Source organism: Hafnia sp. (assembly GCF_036648275.1).
In the GTDB taxonomy this organism is placed as follows: Bacteria; Pseudomonadota; Gammaproteobacteria; order Enterobacterales; family Enterobacteriaceae; genus Hafnia; species Hafnia alvei.
In genome coordinates this window covers 1-23,195 of sequence record NZ_JAVXIQ010000008.1, presented here as the reverse complement: position 1 = coordinate 23,195, position 23,195 = coordinate 1, and the positions used below count along the sequence as shown (strand labels likewise).

The following is a 23,195-nucleotide window of genomic DNA, read 5'->3' as shown; positions in this document are numbered from 1 at the left end:
CCTCTCGGTTTGCCGGTGAGGGTATAGGTCTCGCTGACAACGTCATAACGGGAGTCGTACATCATGATTGATTCACCTCGTGTGTGTATTCAGGTACAAAGTGCCTATGCAGAAACCCAGTCTCTTCCCGATGAAGAGCGTTTTGTTTTCGCGTATACCATCACCATTAGGAATCTTGGACGATTCAATGTACAGCTCCTGCGACGTTACTGGCTGATTACCAACGGTAACGGGCGTCAGACTGAAGTTCAGGGCGAAGGCGTGATTGGCGAACAGCCGCTCATTCTGCCTAATAATGAGTTCCAATATACCAGTGGAGCTATTATTGAAACGCCTTGTGGCACCATGGAAGGACATTATGAAATGATCGATCATGCTGGTCAGGAGTTTCGTATTGCCATACCCGTATTTCGTTTAGCTATCCCGACACTCATTAACTGAGCAAAACTGACTCATCTATGTCTACATTATTGATTGGCGATGTCCACGGTTGCTATGAAGAGCTTCGTTCTTTATTGGCGCAGGTTGATTTTGATCCGGCTAAAGATACGCTGTGGCTAACCGGAGATCTGGTTGCTCGCGGCCCAGATTCGGTGGAAGTTCTTCGCTATGTGCAGTCGTTAGGCGATAGCGTTCGGATGGTGCTAGGTAATCACGATCTGCATCTTCTTGCCGTGTACGCAGGTATTAGCCGCAACAAGCCGAAAGATAAGATTACCCCACTGCTCGACGCCCCTGATGCAGATAGCCTGATTAACTGGCTACGTCGCCAACCCGTTCTTCAGGTCGATAACGAGCTTAAGCTGGTAATGGCGCACGCGGGTATCAGCCCTCAGTGGGATATTGAGACTGCGCAACTTTGTGCGCGTGAAGTCGAAGCCGTGCTCAGCAGTGACAGCTATCCGCTGTTTTTAAACGCGATGTATGGCGATATGCCAAACAGCTGGGTTGATGGCCTCACCGGATTGCAGCGCCTGCGTTTTTCAACCAACGCCTTAACGCGCATGCGTTACTGTTTCCCTGGTGGCGAGCTGGATATGATCTGCAAAGATGCGCCAGGCGAAGCACCTTCACCGCTAAAACCATGGTTTAATTTGCCTAGCAAAGTATTGGATGAAGGTTACTCAATCGCTTTCGGGCATTGGGCATCACTGGAAGGAAAAGGCACTCCGCCGCAGGTCTATGCGCTGGATACCGGATGCTGCTGGGGTGGTGATTTAACTATGCTTCGCTGGGAAGACAAACAGTATTTCACCCAGCCCTCTCTACGACCAAAATCGATAGAAGAGTCTGCGTAATTAGCGTTCAATGATTTCAAAACAAAAAAGCCCGCAGTCATATGCGGGCTTTTTTTATCAGGCTGTCACTTAACGCTTATGCAAGATCTCAAAGCAGTAGCCGTGGGAGTTTGCGCTATCCGCATCGTGAAACTCGCTAAATGAGGTTTCCCACTCATCAGGTTCATAGTCTGGGAAGTAGGTATCTCCGCCCACTTCCGCGTCAACGTGTGTTAAATACATCCGTTGGGCCAGCGGCAGGAACTGGGAATAAATACTGCCACCGCCGATAACCATCACCTCTTCAACATCACCGGCAGCGGCAATTGCGGCCTCGGGTGAAGCAACCCATGTCACGCGTTCATCATTGCCAGGCTGGCTGCTTAATACGATATTGTGACGCCCTGGCAGAGGTCGGCCAATGGATTCAAACGTCTTGCGTCCCATAATAACGGGCTTATCTAAAGTATTACGCTTAAACCACGCGAGATCGGCCGGTAAATGCCACGGCATCGCGTTTTCCATACCAATAACACGATCTGCTGCAAGCGCAGCAATTAGGCTGATATACATGTTGGTCGATCCTATCAAGTAGAAAAATTGCGCACACTATAAGTAAAGGGTTAGCGGGTGTCGATAGCCAGATGGCCTCATTTACATCCACTTAAACTAACCCTCAGATAAAACAGCATTTCTACTTCAATTTTTCGCTTCTCAGACTCACACGAACTAGACGCTTGGGCGTTTGCGGTATAACCACAGTCCCGGAAGAGATAGGCCGATAGAAAGCGCTCCCACAATAAACGACGCTTTTAGAAAATTGGTGACCATGGTTTCAAACAGGGCATCGCTAAAGCCAAGGTGCGAAATTTTTACCACGGAAATCATCGCCGTGTAGGCATAGATCCCAGGGAACATAGGGATAACTGCGGCGACGGTAAACACCTTAGGATGAGCAAGTAGCCTACGCGACCATTGAATTCCCAGCACACCGATCAATATCGCAGCCCCTAAGGTTGCCCACTCGATATTTATCCCAAAGTGCATCATCAACATGCGTGAACCATGCCCGATGGCACCCAATAACGCACAGTAGCGCAGCGCACGGACGGGAACATTAAATACCAGCGCAAAACCCACGGCGGGCACGGCGGCTAAAACCATGTCCTGCAACAATGCGAACAATAAATCGATTATATCCATCCTCTGAGCCCCCATAGCGACATTGCCATCACCACGCCAATGCAGGTCGCGAGCGTCAGCAGCGACGCCATTGCCCAGCGAGCCAAACCGGTATTTACATGTCCTTTGAACATATCCGCCACCGCATTAATCAAAGGGAAACCTGGCACCAACAGCAAAACACTCGCCGCCATAGCGATGGTGGATGTTTCTCTAAATGGGTCATATTGGATAAGCACCCCCGATACCGAGGTGGCAACAAAAGCGGTGATACAGAAATTAATCTGCGGGTGCATTTGGCGCTGAGTGAGTACTTGTCTCACATACATCGCCACGGCGCTGGCAATAAATGCCACCAAAGATCCATCCCAACCGCCACCGTTGAGTTTGCAGAAACAGCCACAGGACAGTCCAACCATCAAAACCAGTAACCAGCGCGGATAACGTAGCGGCTTGATGTGCTCAAAACGTCGGTGCACATCTTTGATCTCTAACAAATGATGCTCAGCCATAATCACAATGTGCTGAACCTCGGTCACAACGTGCATATTGATCCCGCGATCCACATTTTTGCGCGTGGACGTCATGCAGTGGCCATCAATAATCGTCGTCAACACCACCGCATTTGCCGAGATTGAGCTTTCAACACTTTCAGCCCCAAGCGCAACGCCTAACCGAGATGAAAGCTGCTCGACCAGCATGCTTTCAGCACCGTGCTGCAACAAAAAAAGGGCACATTGTATACAGAGCCGGGTTATTTCCCTCTGCTTATGAGAATCCACATCCATGGTTTTTCCTGATTTTTTTGGTTGTTATGCGTTCATTTTTCGATTAGAAATAGTACTTTCATATTCTTATCATATTGCTTCAATAACCCCAATAGAGGTGATGTACTTGCCTCATAGAGGCGTTATTATTTTCTCTCACCACGGATCTCATCATGTTTGAAACCACGCTGTTTGTTGCGTCTATCGCAACGCTAGGAATGTTATCGCCCGGCCCCGATTTCTTCTTAGTGATCAAAAATGCTGCGCGATACCGGCGTCAGGCCGGCATGATGACCGCACTTGGCGTGATCGGCGGCGTGGCAACCCATATGTCATATTGTGTAGCCGGTCTGGCCGTGGTGATCACCACCACGCCGTGGCTGTTTAATATTCTAAAATATGCCGGTGCCGCCTATTTAGTCTGGATTGGCATTCATGCCCTCTTTTCACGTGGCGGCAGCAAGATAAATGTCGATAACCAAACGCCTCAGGACGTCAGTCTCAAAAGCGCATTTTTACAAGGCTATTTATGTAACTTGCTCAATCCTAAGGCGACACTATTCTTTCTGGCGGTATTCACTCAGGTATTAGAGGTTAACTCAGGCGTGGGTGAAAAACTGTGGTATGCGGGGATAATTTTGGGTTTATCTTTCATTTGGTGGCCAATGCTGGTTGTGCTAATTCAAAGCGCCCCTGTTCGTCTGGCGCTGGCAAAAGCACAAAAGATTATCGACCGCCTTTTAGGTGTAATGCTGATTGGATTAGGCTTGAAAGTAGCCTTGAGTTAAGGCTAAACGCCCTCTTCCCGTGCATGAAAGAGGGCGAAAACGTTATGCGTCTTTTTGCAGTTCTGGCACATCCTCTTCGTGGATCGTAACCATCGGGTCAAGATCGGGAGATTTGCCGTCAATACTTCCGCGCCAGCCGCTTTGCTGAGCGATGGTTAAACGCGCCTTATCCTGCTCAATCGCCTGACTCAGCATTTCTTTAGCCCGTTGCAAACTGGCAAGACGGAATTCGGCGTCCTCGTAATTTGGCACCGTTTCTTCCAGCATACGTAGGTTATAGCGACGGAAAATATCTGCCTTTTCGCGAGCTTCGTAAGCCCCACAGCCCAAGTGCTCCAGCACATTGCGCCCGACACGTAGCGATCCTTCAAACAGCTCACGTTCAACGAACTCCACACCGCGCTGCCGCAGTTGATAGTAGTGATCGACATCGCGCGCGCGCGCAACAATTTTCAAATGCGGAAAATGTTCCTGTGCCAGCTCGGTCAATTGCAGATTGGCATCCACGTCATCAATGGCGTTAATCAATACTTTTGCCTTGGCGGCACCCGCCGACTCCAGCAAATCCACACGGGTTGCATCGCCATAAAACACTTTCATGCCAAATTTACGCAGCGTTTCGACATGGTCGGGATCGTGATCTAGCACGACGGTATGCACGTCATTGGCTAATAGCAAACGACCCGCAATCTGCCCAAATCTGCCGAAACCAGCGATAATCACGCTGGCATTATCATCATCAATAATGTCCTGCGGGCGTTCATCCTGTTTAACGTTTTTCTCCATGCGTGTGTATATCACCAGCAGGATCGGCGTTACCGCCATGGAAAGCGCAACCGCCAGCGTCAATGATTTTGCCCACTCACCGGGCAAAACGCCGGCCATTTGAGCCGCGCCAAACACCACGAATGCAAATTCACTCCCCTGCCCTAGCAATACCGCAAACAGCGTTCTCTGCTTACGCGGTACGCCTAAAATCGGCGCGACCAGCCACAGTAAAGCCGCTTTTAGGATTAAGAACCCGAACAGCAGCGTCGCAATCAGCAACGGATGGCTGAACAAGGTGCCAAAATCAATCGACATTCCCACACCGATAAAGAACAGCCCCAGCAACAGGCCTTTAAACGGCTGAATATCGCTTTCCAGCGCGTGTCGATACTCGGAGCTTGCCAGCAACACACCGGCTAAAAATGCGCCCATCGCCATCGACATGCCGGCCATTTCTAGCAGCACGCCAAATCCAAACACCAGGAACAACGCCACGGCGCTGAACACTTCACGCATGCCTGAACGCGCGACAAAATGCAGCAGTGGGCGAGTCACGTAACGGCCGAGCAAAATAACAATAGCCAAAGCGCCAACCACTTTCGCCGCCGACAGCGCAAATGCGCCCATCGTGGTGGTTGCTCCGCTGCTTGCCAGCAGAGGGATCATCGCCACCAGCGGTATCGCGGCAATATCTTGGAATAACAGAACGGCAAAGGAGGAACGGCCAATCGGCGACGGAGTCAAATTGCGCTCATTCATCGCCTGCATCGCAATTGCGGTAGAAGAAAGAGCCAGCGTTAAGCCAATCAAGATAGCCACTTGCCAACTCAGCCCCAGCAAATAGCAGAACAGGCTAAGCACTAGCCCACAGCCGACCATTTGAATACTACCACCGCCGAATACCGAGGCTCGTAGCGTCCAAAGGCGCTTAGGATCAAGCTCAAGGCCTATCACAAACAGCATCAACACCACGCCAATTTCAGCAAAAGTCAGAATAGACTCCGCATCAGAAACCAGCTTTAGTCCCCACGGGCCAATAATGCAGCCGGCAATCAAATACCCCAGCACCGAACCCAAACCAAGGCGCACCGCAATCGGTACAAACAGCGCCGCAGAGCCGAGATAAATCAGCCCTTCAATCATCATGCCGTGATTATCCATGTGCAGGCTCCTCAACGTCTGATGCCGGTAATTCTGCCTGCGGATGAAGCGCAATATAATTGATCAAACGCCGACGATAGCTTTCACTGGCTCGAGCCAACGCCGCTTCGTCGCATGAAAACGTATTATGTTCAGCAAAATATGGTAGCCAGTTCATGCCGCAATAAACTGCCGTTGCCTGAATCGGCTGAGAAAGAATCGGGAAGCCCGGATGGTCACCTAAATCAAAATGATGATCGTTGCCACCGGTGGTCACCGCCCACATAAAGTCTTTTCCTTCTAGCGCCTTGCCGTTATGTCCATATGCCCAACCGTGTTCCAGAACTTTATCGATCCACAGCTTCAACAGCGGAGGCATGCTGTACCACTGCATCGGATGTTGCAGGATAATGAGATCGGCCTGACTCAACGCCTGCTGCTCGGCAGCAACGTTAATATTGAAATCAGGATAGAGCTCATACAGTGAGCGAACTTCAACCTCAGGAATATCGATAACGGCGTCTAACAAACGCTTATTGGCATGGGAATGCCGAGGATAAGGATGGGCGTATATAATCAGGATCATGCGTTTCTCGTTGTGCGAAAGCCTTAATTTATCTTAGACCCAAATATTGATGTCATGGCAGCAATGCAAGCGGTGCTAACAGGAATATTAATCGGTTAAGGCATCAAAAAACTTAGGGAATTTTCTACGACATAGCATGACAGTTTTAAAAACAAACAAAATCCGAAAATTTTTAACAAGTTGCTCAAGTTTTTGGAATGAAGAACAAATTAGCAAAAAAAAGCCTGACCGAAGTCAGGCTTAGCATTTCAACTCAGAAATTTCTGGCGCCGATATTATCCTTTCAAGCGCGCATGCATTTCTTGCACCGACGTTACCTGCTCGGTTGGGTCGGAATTCAACGCCATCGCAGTCGCAAAACCCCCGTTCAGCGTGGTGTCATAATGCACTTTGTATTGCAGCGCGCTGCGGCGAATCAGCTTGGAGTCTTCAATCGCCTGACGACCTGCGGTGGTGTTCACAATATAGGAATACTCACCGTTTTTGATACGGTCTTGAATGTGAGGACGCCCTTCATGCACCTTGTTCACCAAGCGTGGATTAATGCCTGCTTCGCCCAGCACGATTGCGGTACCGTGGGTCGCATCCAGCTCAAAGCCTTGTTTCAGTAGTTTTGCCGCCAAATCAACTACGCGGTGTTTGTCGCCTTCACGTACAGACAACAGCGCACGCCCCGGCGTTTTCACCTTAGACTGGCTGCCGAGCATCGCTTTTGAGAAAGCTTCTGCAAAGGTGCGTCCAACGCCCATCACTTCACCGGTAGAGCGCATCTCAGGCCCTAAGATTGGGTCAACGCCTGGGAATTTATTGAACGGTAACACCACTTCTTTCACCGAGTAGTACGGCGGGATAACTTCTTTCGTCACGCCCTGCTGTGCCAGCGTTTGGCCAGCCATCACACGCGCCGCGACTTTCGCCAGTGGAACACCCGTCGCTTTAGACACGAAAGGTACAGTACGTGCCGCACGCGGGTTCACTTCAATCAGATACACTTCGTTATCTTTAACTGCGAACTGCACGTTCATCAAACCACGAACGCCGAGCTCCATCGCCAGTTTTTCTGCCTGTACACGCATCACGTCTTGAATTTCTTGGCTCAGCGTATAAGCCGGCAGTGAACATGCCGAGTCGCCGGAGTGAACGCCCGCCTGCTCAATGTGCTCCATAATGCCGCCGATTAATACGCGCTCACCGTCACAGATAGCATCAACGTCAACTTCAACCGCATCATCAAGGAAGTGATCCAGCAATACCGGAGCATCGTTAGACACGCTCACCGCATTTTGGAAGTAACGGCGCAGGTCGATTTCGTCATACACGATTTCCATCGCGCGGCCACCCAGCACGTAGGATGGGCGAACTACCAGCGGATAACCGATGACAGCGCCCTTCTCAATGGCCTGCTCGATGGTTGAAACCGTGGCGTTAGCTGGCTGTTTTAAGCCCAAGCGCACAACGGCCTGCTGGAAACGTTCACGGTCTTCAGCGCGGTCAATCGCATCTGGGCTAGTACCGATAACTGGCACACCAGCGGCTTCCAATGCACGAGCCAATTTCAGCGGCGTCTGACCGCCGTACTGTACGATAACGCCCTGTGGTTTTTCTACCGCCACAATCTCCAGCACGTCTTCTAGCGTAACCGGCTCAAAGTACAGACGGTCAGAGGTATCGTAGTCGGTTGAAACGGTTTCAGGGTTACAGTTCACCATGATGGTTTCGTAGCCGTCTTCACGCAGCGCAAGGGACGCATGCACACAGCAGTAGTCGAACTCAATACCTTGGCCGATACGGTTTGGACCGCCGCCCAGCACCATAATTTTAGGTCGGTCGCTGTTTGGATTCGACTCGCACTCTTCTTCATAAGTGGAGTACATGTAGGCCGTATCGGTGGCAAATTCCGCCGCACAGGTATCCACACGCTTATAAACTGGGTGCAGATTATACTTGTGGCGCAGTTTGCGAATTTCAGTTTCTGCCACGCCAGCCAGCTTCGCTAAACGAGCGTCAGCAAAACCTTTGCGTTTCAGTTGGCGCAAGAACGCGTGGCTCAGACCATTGATGCCCACTTCGGCAACCTGCTCTTCCAAGCGCACCAATTCTTCGATTTGTACCAAGAACCAGCGGTCGATGTTGGTCAGGTTGAACACGCCGTCAACGGACAGGCCGGCACGGAAAGCGTCGGCGATGTACCAAATGCGCTCAGCGCCAGCGTCTTTAAGCTCACGACGGATTTTGGTTAGCGCTTCAGGGTCATCGAGGCTCACTTTAGGATCGAAGCCCGCAGCGCCGACTTCCAGACCACGCAGGGCTTTCTGTAGAGATTCTTGCTGAGTGCGGCCAATCGCCATCACTTCGCCGACGGATTTCATCTGCGTAGTCAGACGGTCGTTCGCGCCCGCAAATTTCTCGAAGTTGAAGCGAGGAATTTTGGTCACAACGTAGTCGATAGACGGTTCAAACGAAGCCGGAGTACGGCCGCCTGTGATGTCGTTCATCAGTTCGTCGAGGGTATAACCCACCGCCAGTTTGGCTGCGACTTTCGCAATCGGGAAACCGGTCGCTTTGGACGCCAGCGCCGAGGAGCGGGAAACGCGCGGGTTCATTTCAATGACGATCAGGCGGCCATTTTTCGGGTTCACCGCAAACTGCACGTTAGAACCACCGGTTTCTACGCCGATTTCACGCAGCACCGCCATCGAGGCGTTACGCATGATTTGATATTCTTTGTCGGTCAGCGTCTGGGCTGGCGCAACGGTGATGGAGTCACCGGTATGGATGCCCATCGCGTCGAAGTTTTCGATCGAGCAGACGATGATGCAGTTGTCGTTTTTATCACGCACCACTTCCATCTCGTACTCTTTCCAACCAATCAGCGACTCATCAATCAACAACTCTTTGGTTGGGGAGAGATCCAGACCGCGCTCGCAAATCTCTTCGAACTCTTCACGGTTATACGCTATACCGCCACCGGTGCCGCCCATAGTGAATGAAGGGCGAATTATGCATGGGAAACCAACGTCAGCCGCGACGGCTAAGGCTTCGTCCATGGTGTGAGCGATGCCTGAACGTGCGGTGTCGAGGCCAATTTTCTTCATCGCGATATCAAAACGGCGGCGATCTTCGGCTTTATCAATGGCGTCGGCGGTCGCACCAATCATGGTTACACCAAACTCTTCCAGTACTCCTTCACGCTCTAGCTCAAGCGCACAGTTCAGCGCGGTCTGTCCACCCATGGTAGGCAGAACGGCATCAGGGCGCTCTTTTTCGATGATTTTGCGCACCACTTCCCAGTGAATCGGCTCGATATAGGTCGCATCGGCCATTTCTGGGTCAGTCATGATGGTAGCAGGGTTCGAGTTCACCAGAATGACGCGGTAACCTTCTTCACGCAGCGCTTTACACGCTTGAGCACCCGAGTAGTCAAATTCACATGCTTGGCCGATAACAATCGGGCCCGCGCCCAGAATCAGGATGCTTTTTATATCAGTACGTTTTGGCATTTTATTTATTGCTCCTGATTATTTGGCTGTTCTTGTCATAGTGTCGCGGTGGGTCTGAATCAAATCGATAAAGTGGTCAAACAGCGGCGCAGCATCGTGCGGTCCAGGACTTGCCTCTGGATGGCCTTGGAAGCTAAACGCTGCTTTATCTGTGCGGTGAATCCCTTGAACCGTGTGGTCAAACAAAGACTTGTGCGTCACGCGCAGCGTATCTGGCAGATTATCGCCATCAACGGCAAAACCGTGGTTTTGAGCGGTAATCATCACGATGTCTTTATCGAGGTCTTTCACTGGATGGTTGCCGCCGTGATGGCCAAGCTTCATCTTGATGGTTTTGGCTCCGCTGGCCAGCGCCAAAAGTTGGTGGCCCAAGCAGATACCAAATACTGGAATCTCAGTATCTAAGAAGGTTTTAATGGCACGAATCGCGTAATCACACGGTTCTGGGTCACCAGGGCCATTGGATAGGAAAATGCCATCGGGATTGAGCTTCAACACATCTTCCGCTGGCGTTTGCGCCGGAACCACGGTCAGACGGCAACCTCTATCAACCAGCATGCGCAGGATGTTACGTTTCACGCCATAGTCATAGGCAACAACGTGGAATGGCAGCTCTGACTCTTCTTTCGCCGCGGGTAAATCGCCCATCAGCGTCCAGCTGCCTTGCGTCCAAGAATAAGATTCCCGAGTAGTAACTTCTTTCGCCAGATCCATGCCTTTTAAGCCTGGGAATGCTTTCGCTTTCTCCAGCGCCACTTGAACGTCTGGCTGAGTACCGTCAATGTTACCGGTGATGATGCAGCCATTCTGAGCACCTTTCTCACGCAGTAAACGCGTCAGTTTGCGAGTATCGATATCGGCGATAGCCACAACATTGTGACGTTTGAGGTAATCAGAGAGGCATTCGGTGCTGCGGTAGTTGCTAGCAATCAGAGGCAAATCGCGAATTATCAGGCCTTGAGCATGAACAGCGGAGGATTCTTCATCAGAGGCGTTAGTGCCGACGTTGCCGATATGAGGATAAGTAAGAGTGACTAGTTGGCGGGAATAGGAAGGATCAGTAAGGATTTCTTGATAACCGGTCATTGACGTATTGAAGACCACCTCGCCCACTGCCGATCCATCTGCACCAATCGACCGACCGTGAAACTGGGTTCCGTCTTCCAGAACCAATATAGCTGACTTAATCAAAACACCCTCCAAAGAATATTCAGTCACATTATTTGCATATTAATGCAGATCATTCGATCTAAATCAATGCAAAAAACTGCCTTCTTGACTAATTTCCGGCAAATTGCGCGCATTCTAAAGACGTGGTGAATGCTTGTCTACCTGAAAAGATGATTTTTTTGTATTTTTTAAGGCTTAGGAGTGTTTTTTAAAGCGAAGGCACTAAAAATAGATATTAACTGGAAATAGAAAACGGTTGCCAGTGTCGTGGATTAGCGGCAATACGTTTATGATGCAATTTTCCTCTGCAAAGGTCAATCACAGTTTCCCATCAGGTTAATAAAAAGTAAAATAAAGCAATTAACAACCAACTCACAATGAAAAACACACCAACATCATTTTAAAACAATAAAAAATGGATAACACATTGTTATCCATTTAATTTTTAATCTTAAAAAATAGATTAAAAGTAGATTTTTTACTGGTTTTATCTAGAGTTCATTGAGAGAAAGAACATCACGCATATCGTAAAGACCAATAGGCTGACTGCCTACCCATGCAGCAGCGCGCACAGCACCGCTGGCAAACGTCATACGGCTTGATGCCTTGTGAGTAATCTCGATTCTTTCCCCTACATCGGCAAACATCGCGGTGTGCTCACCAACGATATCGCCCGCGCGAATAGTAGCAAAGCCGATACTCTTAGGATCGCGCTCTCCGGTGTATCCCTCACGGGCATATACCGCACACTCTTTTAGATCGCGCCCTAACGCTTGAGCAATGGTTTCTCCCATGGCTAAAGCCGTGCCTGACGGTGCATCAACTTTATGGCGATGATGAGCTTCAATGATCTCAATATCCGTATAATCGCCCATCACTTTTGCCGCTTTCTCCAGCAGTTTGAGCATCACATTAACCCCAACGCTAAAGTTGGCAGCGAACACAATACCAATAGATTCAGCCGCTTTGCTGATTGCAGATTTGCCCGCATCATCAAAGCCAGTGGTACCAATCACCATATTTTTGCGTTGAGATACGCAGAATGCTAAGTGCACTAGCGTGCCTTCTGGGCGCGTAAAGTCGATTAAAACATCAAAGCTATCGGCGGCATCCTGTAGGCTTGAGCTGACTTTTATGCCTGTTTGGCCAATACCCGCTAATTCACCAGCATCTACACCTAGCAATGAAGAACCTTCACGTTCAAAAGCAGCACCGAGCACCACGCCTTCAACGTTTGCCACCGCAGCAATTAATTGTCTTCCCATGCGGCCACCAGCGCCGGCGATAGCAACACGGATATGAGAATTAGACATCTTCCCTCTCTTAATTATTTAATTTCACTCAGCAAGATAGCCAAAGGCTTTCAATGTTAGTTTCAGGTTAACGACTCTTCCCTCTCACTGCCAGAGTAAATACACGGTAATTAGAAATTTGCGATTAACGCCGATTATCATCAGTTTTACGCACTGAAAAAAACGCGTCGATGCACGTTAAGAACAAAAAAGCAGCTTACGCATAATCATGCAAAACCAATCAGTTAGCATAGCTACACCAAGCATTTCATTACGATAACTTCACTCTCAATTTGATACTAACATTCCCATTTTGATAGTTATCCACTCCCCATCGCCGTCATCCGACCTTCAGCCATCACATTCTGTAATTCGTCTAAGAAAAAACGCTCGATCCCCTTCACGTTTCCACCAATCACCTCACGGCTCAACGCCCTATGGCGTGCATCTTGCTGCTTTATCGCTGATTTATAAATTTCGATTATTCATTTCACTCAAATTAAAAATCCCACGCTCCTCTAAGGAGAAAGCTATGTCGTTAGGATCCCCACTCAAGCGGGTGGACGCTGAAGCTAAGGTTACCGGCCACGCTCGCTATACCGACGATCATCAAATGCATGGTATGCGTTACGCCAAATATGTACGTAGCCCTCTCGCCCATGCTTATGTCACGGCCATTGATACTTACGCCGCACTGGCTTTACCCGGCGTTGAAGCCGTATTTACTTATCAAGATGTGCCTGAATTACGATTCCCCACAGCGGGGCATGCTTGGTCACTGGAACCCGCTAAACGAGACGTTGCCGATCGTCAGCTACTCACCCAACATGTGCGGCATTATGGCGACGGTGTCGCGATTGTGGTCGCGCGTGATGCGCTAACCGCAGAACGTGCCGCAGCGCTGGTCGAAGTGGTATATCAAGAGCTGCCGGTGATAACCACCGCGCAGGGCGCGTTAGCGCAAGACGCACCGCTAATTCATCCGGAAGGCAATACGCTGAAAAAAAGTGATATCAGCGCGAATCAGCCTAAAGAAGCAATCTCATCGGCTGATTTTCAACTCTCTGCGCATTTTCAAACGCCGGTGATCCAGCACTGCCATATGGAAGGCGTGACCTGTTTTGCCTATATGGAACAGCCAGATCATATTGTGATTGTCTCCAGCACCCAGATCCCGCAGATCGTGCGCCGTACCGTCGCTCAGGCGCTGGGTATGCCGTGGTCAAACATACGCGTAATCAAACCTTATATTGGTGGTGGATTCGGCAATAAACAGGACGTACTCGAAGAGCCGATGGCCGCATTTCTCACTCAAAAGATGGGTGGCATTCCGGTGAAGGTCGAACTCAGCCGTGAAGAGTGTTTTTTTGCTTCCCGCACTCGTCATGCCTTTAGTATCGACGCGGAATTGGGACTTAATCACGACGGTATATTAACGGGCTATCAGTTGGACGTGCTGTCGAACACGGGCGCTTATGCTTCGCACGGGCATTCCATCGCTTCCGCCGGTGCCAACAAAATCAGCTATCTCTATCCTCGTAGCGCCTTCGGCTATTCTGCTCTCACGCACTATTCGAACTATCCCGCCGCAGGCGCCATGCGTGGCTATGGCGCACCGCAGGTGGCTTTTGCGCTTGAATGTTTATTAGATGACGCGGCAGAAAAAATGTCGCTCGACGCCGTCGATGTGCGTTTGCTGAATGCGGCACGCAGCGGTGATATCAATCCGGTTAACCACAAAAAGATTTATAGCGCAGGACTCGTTGAATGCCTTGAGAAAGGACGCGAACTGTTTGAATGGAACGCCCGTAAGGCCGCCTGTAAAAATCAAACTGGCGATCTGCGCCGTGGCGTCGGCGTCGCGTGTTTTAGCTACGGTTCCAATACTTACCCCGTTGGCGTTGAAATTGCGGGAGCTCGCATGTTGCTCAATCAAGACGGCACGGTAAATCTGCAAATTGGCGCCACAGAGATTGGGCAGGGTTCAGATACCGTTTTCGCCCAGATGGCCGCCGAAACGCTAGGTATTCCCTTTGAACATATTCGTGTGATATCCACCCAAGATACCGACATCACGGCCTACGACCCCGGCGCATTTGCGTCTCGTCAAAGCTATGTTGCCGCACCTGCGGTGATGCAGGCAGCAAGTGAATTGCGCAGTAAAATACTGGCTCATGCTGAATTAATTAGCCACCAGCCGCAGTGGGGACTCACCTTACTCAACGGAAATGTGGTGATGGCGGCCCAGCCTGAAATGGTGCTCATGAGCGTGGCGGAGATTTCGATGCATGCTTATTACCATCAGGAAATCGGAGCCCAGCTGCTGGCTGAAATATCCCATAAAACCACCACTAACCCACCGGCTTTTGGCTGCACGTTTGTCGATCTCAGCGTCGATATTCCTCTATGCAAAGTCACCATCAATAAGATTATCAACCTGCATGATTCAGGCCGAATTCTTAACCCACAGCTCGCCGAAGGCCAAGTGCATGGAGGAATGGGCATGGGGATCGGCTGGGCTTTGTTTGAAGAGATGATCATTGATGAAAAAACCGGCGTAGTTCGAAATCCAAACCTGCTGGATTACAAATTCCCTACCATTATGGATCTGCCCGATCTGGACTGCGCATTTATTGAAACCTATGAGCCTCAGTCAGCCTACGGGCACAAGGCGCTCGGTGAACCGCCGATTATCTCGCCAGCTCCCGCGATTAGGAACGCTATTCGTATGGCAACCGGCATCTCCATCAACACACTGCCAATCACGCCTAAAACGCTGTTTGCTGAATTTGTTCAGGCCGGACTCATCAGGGAGTAATCATGTACGATATCGAAAACTACAACCGTGCTCGCAGCGTACAGCATGCCTGTGAGCTACTCACCGAATATCCACAAGCGCGGCTTTTAGCCGGCGGTACCGATGTGCTGATCCAGCTTCATCACCTAAATCCCAAATACCGCCACATCGTTGATATTCATGATTTACCCGACTTAAAGGGGATCGCTATCGATCGCCATCATCATTTACGCATCGGTTCAGCCACCACCTTTACCGAGCTTATTGAACATCCGCTCATTCAGCAGCATCTTCCTTTGCTTGCCGAGGCAGCGGCAACAATAGCGGGCCCTCAGGTACGTAACGTTGCAACCTATGGCGGCAATATCTGCAACGGTGCAACAAGCGCAGACTCAGCCTCCCCCACGTTGGCGCTGAAAGCAGAGCTAGAAATTGCGACCGCCCACGGTTGCTATCGGCGCTCTATCGAAGGTTTCCACACTGGCCCCGGAAAGGTCGCGCTACAACAAGGAGAAATAGTGGTTGCCTTCCATTTTGCGCCTGAGTATTACCAAGATATTGGCAGTAGCTACATTAAATACGCCATGCGCGGCGCAATGGATATCGCCACGATTGGTTGTTCTGCGGTATGCCGCATCGCTCAAGGGCGCTTCACCGATCTACGTCTCACCTATGGTGTTGCAGCACCAACACCGATTCGCTGCCCGCATGCCGAACAAAGCGCCGTTGGCCAACCGCTGAGTCAACAAACGTTATCGGCTATCAGTGAAGCCGTGGCTCAGGATGTTTCCCCGCGCTCCTCATGGCGCGCAGAAAAATCATTTCGCCTGCATCTCATTCGCACCTTAGCTCAACGCGCTATTTCACTCGCGGTTGAACGTGCTGGAGGAAAAATCGCATGAATCGTAAGCATTGGGTTGATATTGAATGTGAAATTAATGGAAAGCGTTATCCCTTTACAATTTCTCCCGCGCTGTCGTTGATGGAGCTTCTCAGAGATGAAGGGCTAACGAGCGTGAAACAGGGCTGTGGCGTAGGAGAATGCGGCGCCTGCACCGTGCTTATCGACGACGTCGCAACCGATAGCTGTTTATATCTCGCCGTATGGGCCGATGGAAAACGCATCCGCACCGCCGAAGGTGAGGTGAAAAATGGCCGGCTCTCTCAGGTACAACAAGCTTACGTTGATGCCGGTGCCGTACAGTGTGGTTTCTGCACGCCGGGTCTGGTGATGGCAACCACGGCGCTCCTCGCCAAGCATCCGTCCCGCCCGTTAACTCATGAAGAAATTCGCCGCGGATTAGCTGGAAACCTATGCCGCTGCACGGGCTATCAAATGGTGATCCGTGCGGTAGAGGCATGCAGTGATAGTTAACACCTGATCGCCGGCAGCTGTCGGATATAAAAAATGGGATACCCTTCGGTATCCCATCTCATTTTCGTTTGATACAGCCAAGCAATCAGTCGATTTGCTTCACATCCACACGCAATTCTTTAGGCACTTCAAAAACGATGTTTTCTTCACGCCCTTGCATCTCAACGGCACCTTCGCCACCTAACGCTTGAAGGCGTTTAATGACATCTTGAACCAAGATATCAGGGGCTGAAGCACCTGCGGTGACGCCGATACGCTTCACATCTTTCAGCCACTCTTCGCGAATATCTTCCGCAGAGTCGATCAAAAATGCGGGGATACCTGCACGCTGGGCCAGTTCTGCCAAGCGGTTAGAGTTTGATGAGTTTTTCGATCCAACCACCAGCACCACTTCAGCCTCACTAGCAAGGTTGCGCACGGCTTCCTGACGGTTGGTGGTGGCATAGCAAATATCATCTTTACGCGGGCCAACAATCTTAGGGAATCGCTCACGCAAAGCATCAATGATGTCTGAAGTGTCATCAACGGAAAGCGTGGTCTGGGTCATAAAGCACAGGTTATTTTCATTTTTCACCTGTAGCTTCCAAACGTCTTCCGGCGACTCAACCAAATACATCCCACCTTCGGGATTGTTGTACTGGCCCATCGTGCCTTCAACTTCTGGGTGCCCCGCATGACCAATCAAAATGGCCTCGGTTCCTTTACGGCTCGCTCGCGCAACTTCCATATGTACTTTAGTCACCAGTGGACAGGTCGCATCATACAACATGGTGAGATTACGAGCTTTAGCCTCAGCGCGAACGGCTTGAGAAACGCCATGAGCCGAGAAAATCAGAATCGTGTTATCGGGCACTTCACTGATTTCTTCAATGAACACGGCCCCGCGCTCGCGCAGGCTGTTGACCACATAGCGGTTATGTACCACTTCATGACGAACATAAATCGGCGCGCCGTAAATCTCCAGCGCGCGTTCTACGATACTAATGGCTCGGTCGACACCCGCGCAGAAACCGCGCGGATTAGCCAGCAGGATTTGCATCAACGTCTCCCTGCTGCGGGTCAATCTCCAGCACCTCTACGTCAAAGGCGACCGGATGTCCCGCAAGCGGATGGTTAAAATCAACGGTCACTGAATCACAGGCAACTTCACGCACGATACCCGGCATTTCGCTGCCGTCTCGGCCAGTGAACATCATAATGGTTCCGGCTTCCGGCACGCCAACGTCGGCGAAATCACGGCGAGTAAAGAACTGAACCAGATCGGGACTATTTTCACCAAACGCGTCTTGCGGCTGCAAGGTGAACTGAAACTTATCGCCCGCCTGATGTCCCAGCAAGTGCTCTTCCAGCGCATCGGATAAACTGCCATCGCCCAAACGGAACAGCGCTGGTTTACCGCTGCTACGCGTTGACTCGGCCTGCGTGCCATCCTCTAGCTGCAAGGTAAAATGCACTAACACTGCGCTGTTGCTTTGCACTTGCTGAGTCATACCTGCTATCCCTTTTTCTTCGCGGGAAGGAAACCTTCCAAAACAATGAATGCTGCGCCAATACAGATTGCCGAGTCAGCTAGGTTGAAGGTGGCAAAATGCCAATCTCCCACGTAGAAGTCGATCATATCGACAACAAAACCATGCCACAGACGATCAAATAGATTGCCCAGTGCTCCGCCGATGATCAGCGCATAGGCGATGTTATTGAGTTTTTGCGTCGCACGAGAACGATACATCATCACTAACAACGCCACGCAGATAGCGATGGCGATACCGGCAAAGAACCAGCGCTGCCAGCCACCGCTGTCAGCTAAGAAGCTGAAAGCGGCGCCGTAGTTGCGTGCATAGTGCAGATTTAGCGATGGCAGCAGTGCTTTGGTTTCGCCTAAGGCGAAGTCCTGTAAAATTAAATACTTGCTGCCTAAATCAATCACTAACACGACAAGCACCAGCCAAAGCCAGCGCAGTCCCGTAGACATTATTGGTCGTTTCATCGCATCAGCCATTATGCAAACTTACGTTTTTCGCCGTGACCGGCAACGTTCGTAATACAACGAGGGCACAGATCTGGATGCTCAGCATTCTGACCAATCTCGGTAGAGAAGTGCCAGCAGCGAGGACATTTCTGACCATCAGCCTTGCTCAACGCAACTTTCAGACCTTTCAGCACATCGCTCTGCACGGCATCTGCCGGTGCGTTTGCCAATGGTTCAACCTGAGCCGCAGAGGTGATCAGCACGAAGCGCAGTTCATCTTCTAGGCTGTTCAGTTTGGCGATCAAATCGTCATCCGCATACAGCGTTACGCTGGCTTCCAAAGAGCCGCCTACGCGTTTGTCGTTACGTGCCTGCTCGATGACTTTATTCACTTCACCACGAACTTTCAGCAGCTCAGCCCAGAACTCGTTGTTCATAGACTCTGCGTTGCCTAAGCCGAACAGACCTTGATACCACTCTTCAGTGAAAACATACTCAGCACGGTCGCCCGGCAAGTAGCCCCACAGTTCATCGGCAGTGAAGGACATGATCGGTGCCATCCAGCGAACCAGTGCTTCTGCAATGTGGAACAGCGCAGTCTGGCAGCTACGACGCGCAACGCTGTCGGCTTTGGTGGTGTACTGACGGTCTTTGATAATATCCAGATAGAAGGAACCCATCTCAACCGAGCAGAACTGCATCAGACGTTGAACCACTTCGTGGAAATCATAGTTTTCATAGGAAACCAGAATCTCTTTCTGTGCTTCCATCGCACGCTCTACCGCCCAGCGATCCAGAACCACCATATCTTCAGGTTTCACCATGTGCTGTTTCGGATCGAAACCGTTCAGGTTAGCCAGTAAGAAACGTGCGGTGTTACGGATACGGCGATAAGAGTCGGCGGAACGCTTCAGAATTTCGTCTGAAACCGCGATTTCACCGGTGTAGTCGGTAGAAGCTACCCACAGACGCAGGATATCGCCACCCAGTTTGTTCATCACATCCTGAGGGCTCACGGTGTTACCGATAGATTTGGACATTTTGCGTCCCTGACCATCAACGGTGAAGCCGTGAGTCAGTACCTGACGGTAAGGCGCTTTGCCCTTCATCGCGGTAGAAATCATCAGAGAAGACATAAACCAACCACGGTGCTGGTCAGAGCCTTCCAAATACATGTCTGCGGTGTTGCCATGGAATTCAGGGCGTGCATCAACCACGGAGAAGCTGGTTGAACCGGAGTCAAACCATACGTCCAAGGTATCTGGCACTTTTTCATACTGGTCAGCGTCTGCGCCCAAAATATCTTTTGGATCCAGATCCCACCAAGCTTGAATGCCGTCTTTCTCAACGCGCTTCGCCACTTCCTCCATCAATTCGATGGTGCGTGGATGCAGTTCCTGAGTGTCTTTATGCACAAACATCGACATTGGCACACCCCACGTACGCTGACGAGAGATACACCAGTCAGGACGGTTTGCCACCATCGATTCGATACGCGCTTTACCCCATGCAGGGATCCAGCCACTCAGACCTTTTTCTTTCAGGCCAACCTGTTCAATTTCGTCGATCTCAGCCAGAGACTGTTTACGCAGCCCTTTCTGATCCATGCTGATGAACCACTGTGGGGTCGCACGGAAAATGATCGGCGTTTTATGACGCCAGCAGCATGGATAGCTGTGATTCATTTTTTCAACGTGCAGTAAAGCGCCATGCTCTTTCAGCAGTTCAACCACTACGTCATTAGCTTTGAATACAAACAAACCATCCAGACCTGGGAAGGTGCCTTTCAAATAGCAACCGTTCGGGCCGACTGGGTTAGCCGTTTCCAAACCATATTTTTGACCGATGACATAGTCATCTGGGCCATGACCCGGCGCGGTATGTACAGCACCTGTACCGGCTTCAAGCGTAACGTGCTCGCCCAGAACGATAGGCACATCAAAGCCCATGAATGGGTGTTGGAAACGCATCAGTTCCAGATCGGCACCTTTGCAGCTTCCCAGCACGGTCCAAGAGGTAATACCGGCGCGTTTCATGACGCTTTCAACCAGATCGGCTGCCAAGATCAGGCACTCGCCATCAACTTGAACCAACTGGTATTCGAATTCAGGGTGCAATGAAACCGCGCGGTTAGCGGGCATTGTCCACGGAGTTGTGGTCCAGATAACGACAGAAACGTTGCCTTCGGCTTCTTTAACGCCAAATTTAGCCAACACTTCATTCTTATTGACCGCAGCAAAGCGCACGTCAATAGACGGGGAAGTTTTGTCGTAGTACTCAACTTCAGCTTCAGCCAGTGAAGAACCACAGTCTGGGCACCAGTGAACCGGCTTAGCACCTTTCATCAGATGGCCGTTATCAACGATTTTAGCCAGTGCACGGATGATGTTAGCTTCGGTGTCAAACGCCATCGTCAAGTACGGATGATCCCAATCGCCCAGCACGCCCAGACGTTTGAAGTCAGCTTTTTGGCCTTCAACCTGCTCGGCGGCATACTCACGGCATTTAGCACGGAACTCAGCGGCGCTGAATTTCTCGCCTGGTTTACCAATCAGCTGTTCAACTTTCAGCTCAATAGGCAGACCGTGGCAGTCCCAGCCAGGAATGTACGGTGAGTCAAAACCGCTCAGGCCTTTGGACTTAATAATAATGTCTTTAAGAATCTTGTTTACTGAGTGACCAATATGAATACTGCCGTTCGCATAAGGAGGGCCATCGTGCAAAATGAAGGTTTTCTTGCCTTTTTTCGCGTTACGGATAATCCCGTACAGATCCTGCTCATACCAACGTTGCAGCATGCCAGGCTCGCGCTTGGCGAGATCGCCGCGCATCGGGAACCCTGTTTCCGGCAAGTTCAGGGTATTCTTATAATCACTCATTCGATTCTCGGTTCCGTTTTCGGCTATCCCCTTGGCTCAATAAGCTACTCATGCAGCTTTTATGACTTTGGGCATATGTATATAGATTAAACCGGTGTCGCCAGCCCAAAGAACTCTCGGGCCGTCACCACATCATTGGCGATTTGTTGCTTAAGTGCATCAAGCGAAGCAAAACGCTGTTCATTGCGCAGTTTTGCGCGGAGCACCACATCAATGTGGCGTCCATAAAGATCCATCGTGGTATCCAGCAGATGAACTTCTAACTGCTGACGTATGCCAGCGACTGTTGGGCGGGTACCAATATTCGCCACACCGGGCAACGGTGTCGCTCCCAACCCATAAACATCAACGGCGTATACGCCTTTTACCGGTGCAACCAACCGTTTAAGCGGGAGGTTGGCGGTTGGAAAACCGATAGTTCGCCCAACTTCATCACCGTGCACAACGCGCCCAGAAATGCTGTATGGATGGCCTAAAAGGCTTTCCGCGAGTTCAAGCTTATCTTCCTGCAATGCCTGTCGAACGGCGGTGCTGCTAATGCGCTTATTTCCTTCGCAAAAGCTATCAGAGTTTGTCACAGTAAAGCCGAACTGTTCTCCGGCCTGTTTCAATAACTCATAGTCGCCCTGACGCCCTGCGCCAAAACGAAAATCATCACCAACCATCAGATATTTTACGCCGAGCTTTTCAACGAGTAACTTTTTCACAAAGTCATGAGCTGAATTCGCCGCAAAATCACGGTTAAAACGTACGCACAGGAGATAATCAACTCCTGCTTCTGCCAGATAGTGACATTTATCGCGTAACCGAGTCAGGCGAGCTGGCGCTTTATCAGCGCTGAACAGCTCTAACGGTTGGGGCTCAAAGATCATGACCATGACGGGCAGCCCCAAGCGCTTCCCTTCCTGCTTCAAACGGGCCAGCAAGGCCTGATGACCGCGGTGCACACCATCGAAGTTACCGATCGTCAGCACGCAGCCATGGTGGCGCGCCCGTAGATTGTGAATGCCGCGAATTAGCTCCATATCAGGCTCAAAACAGTGGAAATCGGCGGATTATACCTTGTACAGAGACTAAGGTTAACCAGCGATTAGAGAGTTTAAAGGGATTCTGCCACCATACCGGAGATAAGCCGCCGGTTAAATACATTACGCATGATTTCTACCACTCTATTTGTCTTTCGATAAAATCATATCCGTTACTCACCCCATCGCCTTTCAAGATGCTGGGGTATAAACCTGCGCTTTTATTGCAAACGCTGATATAATCAGCAACCGCACAGGAAAAAACTCTCGAAAGGGTGTATTCCAAGGGACAAAGCTGGTAAAATCCCGCGCCATCACAACGCGAAAGTGTCGTTCGTACAAGCGACGCTTATTTGCACAAATCCATTGACAACAGAGGGCTAAAAAGGCATATTTCTCGGCCTTTGAATTGTCCTCATAGAATATTTTGGGAGTTGGACCTTGGCTAATATCAAATCAGCTAAGAAACGCGCCGTACAATCTGAGAAGCGCCGCAAGCACAACGCTAGCCGTCGCTCCATGATGCGTACTTTCCTTAAGAAAGTATACGCGGCGATTGCAACCGGCGATAAAGCCGCTGCACAAAACGCATTTAACGAAATGCAACCAATCGTGGATCGCCAGGCTTGTAAAGGCCTGATCCACAAAAACAAAGCTGCACGCCATAAGTCAAACTTGGT

Annotated in this window: 20 protein-coding genes; 7 read left to right on the top strand and 13 right to left on the bottom strand. The window is 50.5% G+C overall.

Translation table 11 applies throughout. The features are described from left to right. Positions 1–63 precede the first annotated feature (63 nt). Positions 64–441 carry a Co2+/Mg2+ efflux protein ApaG gene (apaG, locus tag RSC70_RS09595; RefSeq protein ID WP_025801435.1) on the top strand — a complete coding sequence of 126 codons (378 nt, stop codon included), beginning with the start codon at positions 64–66 and terminating at the stop codon, positions 439–441. A gap of 17 nt (positions 442–458) precedes the next feature. Continuing rightward, complete coding sequence (gene apaH, locus RSC70_RS09590; RefSeq protein WP_025801434.1) at positions 459–1,298, top strand: bis(5'-nucleosyl)-tetraphosphatase (symmetrical) ApaH; 840 nt, start codon at positions 459–461, stop codon at positions 1,296–1,298. Positions 1,299–1,367: 69 nt separating this feature from the next. Here the strand turns inward: apaH and folA are convergent, their stop codons facing one another. The 3 genes from folA to RSC70_RS09575 form a co-directional block, all read right to left on the bottom strand. Further along, the gene (folA, locus tag RSC70_RS09585; RefSeq protein WP_130998691.1) at positions 1,368–1,850 is read right to left on the bottom strand and encodes a type 3 dihydrofolate reductase; all 483 of its coding nucleotides are present in this window, start codon (positions 1,848–1,850) and stop codon (positions 1,368–1,370) included. A 156-nt stretch (positions 1,851–2,006) separates the two neighbouring features. Continuing rightward, the gene (locus tag RSC70_RS09580) at positions 2,007–2,471 is read right to left on the bottom strand and encodes a threonine/serine exporter (protein ID WP_181875443.1); all 465 of its coding nucleotides are present in this window, start codon (positions 2,469–2,471) and stop codon (positions 2,007–2,009) included. Continuing rightward, positions 2,471–3,247 (bottom strand): threonine/serine ThrE exporter family protein, encoded by a 777-nt coding sequence (locus RSC70_RS09575; protein ID WP_040045411.1) that lies wholly within the window; start codon positions 3,245–3,247, stop codon positions 2,471–2,473. Before RSC70_RS09575 ends, RSC70_RS09580 begins: the two co-directional genes overlap by 1 nt. 152 nt (positions 3,248–3,399) lie before the next feature. Here RSC70_RS09575 and RSC70_RS09570 point away from each other — a divergent pair, with 152 nt between their 5' ends. After that, positions 3,400–4,014, top strand: a complete 615-nt coding sequence (locus RSC70_RS09570) for a LysE family translocator (RefSeq protein WP_040045412.1) — start codon at positions 3,400–3,402, stop codon at positions 4,012–4,014. 42 nt (positions 4,015–4,056) lie between these two features. Here the strand turns inward: RSC70_RS09570 and kefC are convergent, their stop codons facing one another. The 5 genes from kefC to dapB all read right to left on the bottom strand — a co-directional run bounded on the left by kefC (position 4,057) and on the right by dapB (position 12,491). Further along, positions 4,057–5,943, bottom strand: a complete 1,887-nt coding sequence (gene kefC, locus RSC70_RS09565) for a glutathione-regulated potassium-efflux system protein KefC (protein ID WP_043495419.1) — start codon at positions 5,941–5,943, stop codon at positions 4,057–4,059. Further along, positions 5,936–6,508, bottom strand: coding sequence for a glutathione-regulated potassium-efflux system oxidoreductase KefF (gene kefF / locus RSC70_RS09560; RefSeq protein WP_025801428.1), 573 nt, complete (start codon positions 6,506–6,508; stop codon positions 5,936–5,938). The genes kefC and kefF overlap by 8 nt, the downstream gene beginning before the upstream one ends. A 275-nt stretch (positions 6,509–6,783) precedes the next feature. Further along, a complete protein-coding gene (gene carB / locus RSC70_RS09555) occupies positions 6,784–10,008 on the bottom strand; it encodes a carbamoyl-phosphate synthase large subunit (protein WP_040045415.1) in 3,225 nt (1,074 codons plus the stop codon). Between the two features lie 18 nt (positions 10,009–10,026). Continuing rightward, the gene (gene carA / locus RSC70_RS09550; RefSeq protein WP_172722448.1) at positions 10,027–11,199 is read right to left on the bottom strand and encodes a glutamine-hydrolyzing carbamoyl-phosphate synthase small subunit; all 1,173 of its coding nucleotides are present in this window, start codon (positions 11,197–11,199) and stop codon (positions 10,027–10,029) included. A gap of 470 nt (positions 11,200–11,669) precedes the next feature. Then, entirely contained in the window at positions 11,670–12,491 is an 822-nt protein-coding gene (gene dapB, locus RSC70_RS09545; protein WP_332542307.1) for a 4-hydroxy-tetrahydrodipicolinate reductase, read from the bottom strand. A gap of 511 nt (positions 12,492–13,002) precedes the next feature. Between dapB and xdhA the strand changes: the two genes are divergently transcribed. From xdhA to xdhC, 3 genes are read left to right on the top strand one after another with little or no spacing between them, the layout of a single operon-like run. Next, positions 13,003–15,288: a xanthine dehydrogenase molybdenum-binding subunit XdhA gene (gene xdhA / locus RSC70_RS09540; RefSeq protein ID WP_332542306.1), complete on the top strand. Its 2,286-nt coding sequence runs from the start codon at positions 13,003–13,005 to the stop codon at positions 15,286–15,288. Positions 15,289–15,290: 2 nt separating this feature from the next. Further along, complete coding sequence (gene xdhB / locus RSC70_RS09535; protein WP_332542305.1) at positions 15,291–16,169, top strand: xanthine dehydrogenase FAD-binding subunit XdhB; 879 nt, start codon at positions 15,291–15,293, stop codon at positions 16,167–16,169. Beyond that, the gene (gene xdhC, locus RSC70_RS09530; RefSeq protein ID WP_115104647.1) at positions 16,166–16,642 is read left to right on the top strand and encodes a xanthine dehydrogenase iron sulfur-binding subunit XdhC; all 477 of its coding nucleotides are present in this window, start codon (positions 16,166–16,168) and stop codon (positions 16,640–16,642) included. Before xdhB ends, xdhC begins: the two co-directional genes overlap by 4 nt. Before the next feature lie 85 nt (positions 16,643–16,727). Here the strand turns inward: xdhC and ispH are convergent, their stop codons facing one another. The 5 genes from ispH to ribF all read right to left on the bottom strand — a co-directional run bounded on the left by ispH (position 16,728) and on the right by ribF (position 22,515). After that, the gene (ispH, locus tag RSC70_RS09525; RefSeq protein ID WP_025801421.1) at positions 16,728–17,681 is read right to left on the bottom strand and encodes a 4-hydroxy-3-methylbut-2-enyl diphosphate reductase; all 954 of its coding nucleotides are present in this window, start codon (positions 17,679–17,681) and stop codon (positions 16,728–16,730) included. After that, the gene (gene fkpB, locus RSC70_RS09520; RefSeq protein WP_332542304.1) at positions 17,662–18,132 is read right to left on the bottom strand and encodes an FKBP-type peptidyl-prolyl cis-trans isomerase; all 471 of its coding nucleotides are present in this window, start codon (positions 18,130–18,132) and stop codon (positions 17,662–17,664) included. The genes ispH and fkpB overlap by 20 nt, the downstream gene beginning before the upstream one ends. A 5-nt stretch (positions 18,133–18,137) precedes the next feature. Next, complete coding sequence (lspA, locus tag RSC70_RS09515) at positions 18,138–18,629, bottom strand: signal peptidase II (RefSeq protein WP_025801419.1); 492 nt, start codon at positions 18,627–18,629, stop codon at positions 18,138–18,140. Between the two features lie 11 nt (positions 18,630–18,640). Next, a complete protein-coding gene (gene ileS, locus RSC70_RS09510; protein WP_282814583.1) occupies positions 18,641–21,490 on the bottom strand; it encodes an isoleucine--tRNA ligase in 2,850 nt (949 codons plus the stop codon). Positions 21,491–21,576: 86 nt separating this feature from the next. Beyond that, positions 21,577–22,515, bottom strand: a complete 939-nt coding sequence (gene ribF, locus RSC70_RS09505) for a bifunctional riboflavin kinase/FAD synthetase (protein ID WP_025801417.1) — start codon at positions 22,513–22,515, stop codon at positions 21,577–21,579. Between the two features lie 441 nt (positions 22,516–22,956). On the opposite strand from ribF, the gene rpsT reads away from it, so the two are divergent. Beyond that, on the top strand, positions 22,957–23,195 hold a 239-nt coding region (gene rpsT, locus RSC70_RS09500), incomplete at its 3' end, for a 30S ribosomal protein S20 (protein WP_332542303.1).

What these genes read in the sequence shown, in the direction of transcription:
- apaG (WP_025801435.1), top strand. Translation starts at nt 64, where the DNA reads ATGATTGATTCACCTCGTGTGTGTATTCAGGTACAAAGTGCCTATGCA.
- apaH (WP_025801434.1), top strand. Translation starts at nt 459, where the DNA reads ATGTCTACATTATTGATTGGCGATGTCCACGGTTGCTATGAAGAGCTT.
- folA (WP_130998691.1), bottom strand. Translation starts at nt 1,850, where the DNA reads ATGTATATCAGCCTAATTGCTGCGCTTGCAGCAGATCGTGTTATTGGT.
- RSC70_RS09575 (WP_040045411.1), bottom strand. Translation starts at nt 3,247, where the DNA reads ATGGATGTGGATTCTCATAAGCAGAGGGAAATAACCCGGCTCTGTATA.
- RSC70_RS09570 (WP_040045412.1), top strand. Translation starts at nt 3,400, where the DNA reads ATGTTTGAAACCACGCTGTTTGTTGCGTCTATCGCAACGCTAGGAATG.
- kefC (WP_043495419.1), bottom strand. Translation starts at nt 5,943, where the DNA reads ATGGATAATCACGGCATGATGATTGAAGGGCTGATTTATCTCGGCTCT.
- kefF (WP_025801428.1), bottom strand. Translation starts at nt 6,508, where the DNA reads ATGATCCTGATTATATACGCCCATCCTTATCCTCGGCATTCCCATGCC.
- carB (WP_040045415.1), bottom strand. Translation starts at nt 10,008, where the DNA reads ATGCCAAAACGTACTGATATAAAAAGCATCCTGATTCTGGGCGCGGGC.
- dapB (WP_332542307.1), bottom strand. Translation starts at nt 12,491, where the DNA reads ATGTCTAATTCTCATATCCGTGTTGCTATCGCCGGCGCTGGTGGCCGC.
- xdhA (WP_332542306.1), top strand. Translation starts at nt 13,003, where the DNA reads ATGTCGTTAGGATCCCCACTCAAGCGGGTGGACGCTGAAGCTAAGGTT.
- xdhB (WP_332542305.1), top strand. Translation starts at nt 15,291, where the DNA reads ATGTACGATATCGAAAACTACAACCGTGCTCGCAGCGTACAGCATGCC.
- xdhC (WP_115104647.1), top strand. Translation starts at nt 16,166, where the DNA reads ATGAATCGTAAGCATTGGGTTGATATTGAATGTGAAATTAATGGAAAG.
- ispH (WP_025801421.1), bottom strand. Translation starts at nt 17,681, where the DNA reads ATGCAAATCCTGCTGGCTAATCCGCGCGGTTTCTGCGCGGGTGTCGAC.
- fkpB (WP_332542304.1), bottom strand. Translation starts at nt 18,132, where the DNA reads ATGACTCAGCAAGTGCAAAGCAACAGCGCAGTGTTAGTGCATTTTACC.
- lspA (WP_025801419.1), bottom strand. Translation starts at nt 18,629, where the DNA reads ATGAAACGACCAATAATGTCTACGGGACTGCGCTGGCTTTGGCTGGTG.
- ileS (WP_282814583.1), bottom strand. Translation starts at nt 21,490, where the DNA reads ATGAGTGATTATAAGAATACCCTGAACTTGCCGGAAACAGGGTTCCCG.
- ribF (WP_025801417.1), bottom strand. Translation starts at nt 22,515, where the DNA reads ATGGAGCTAATTCGCGGCATTCACAATCTACGGGCGCGCCACCATGGC.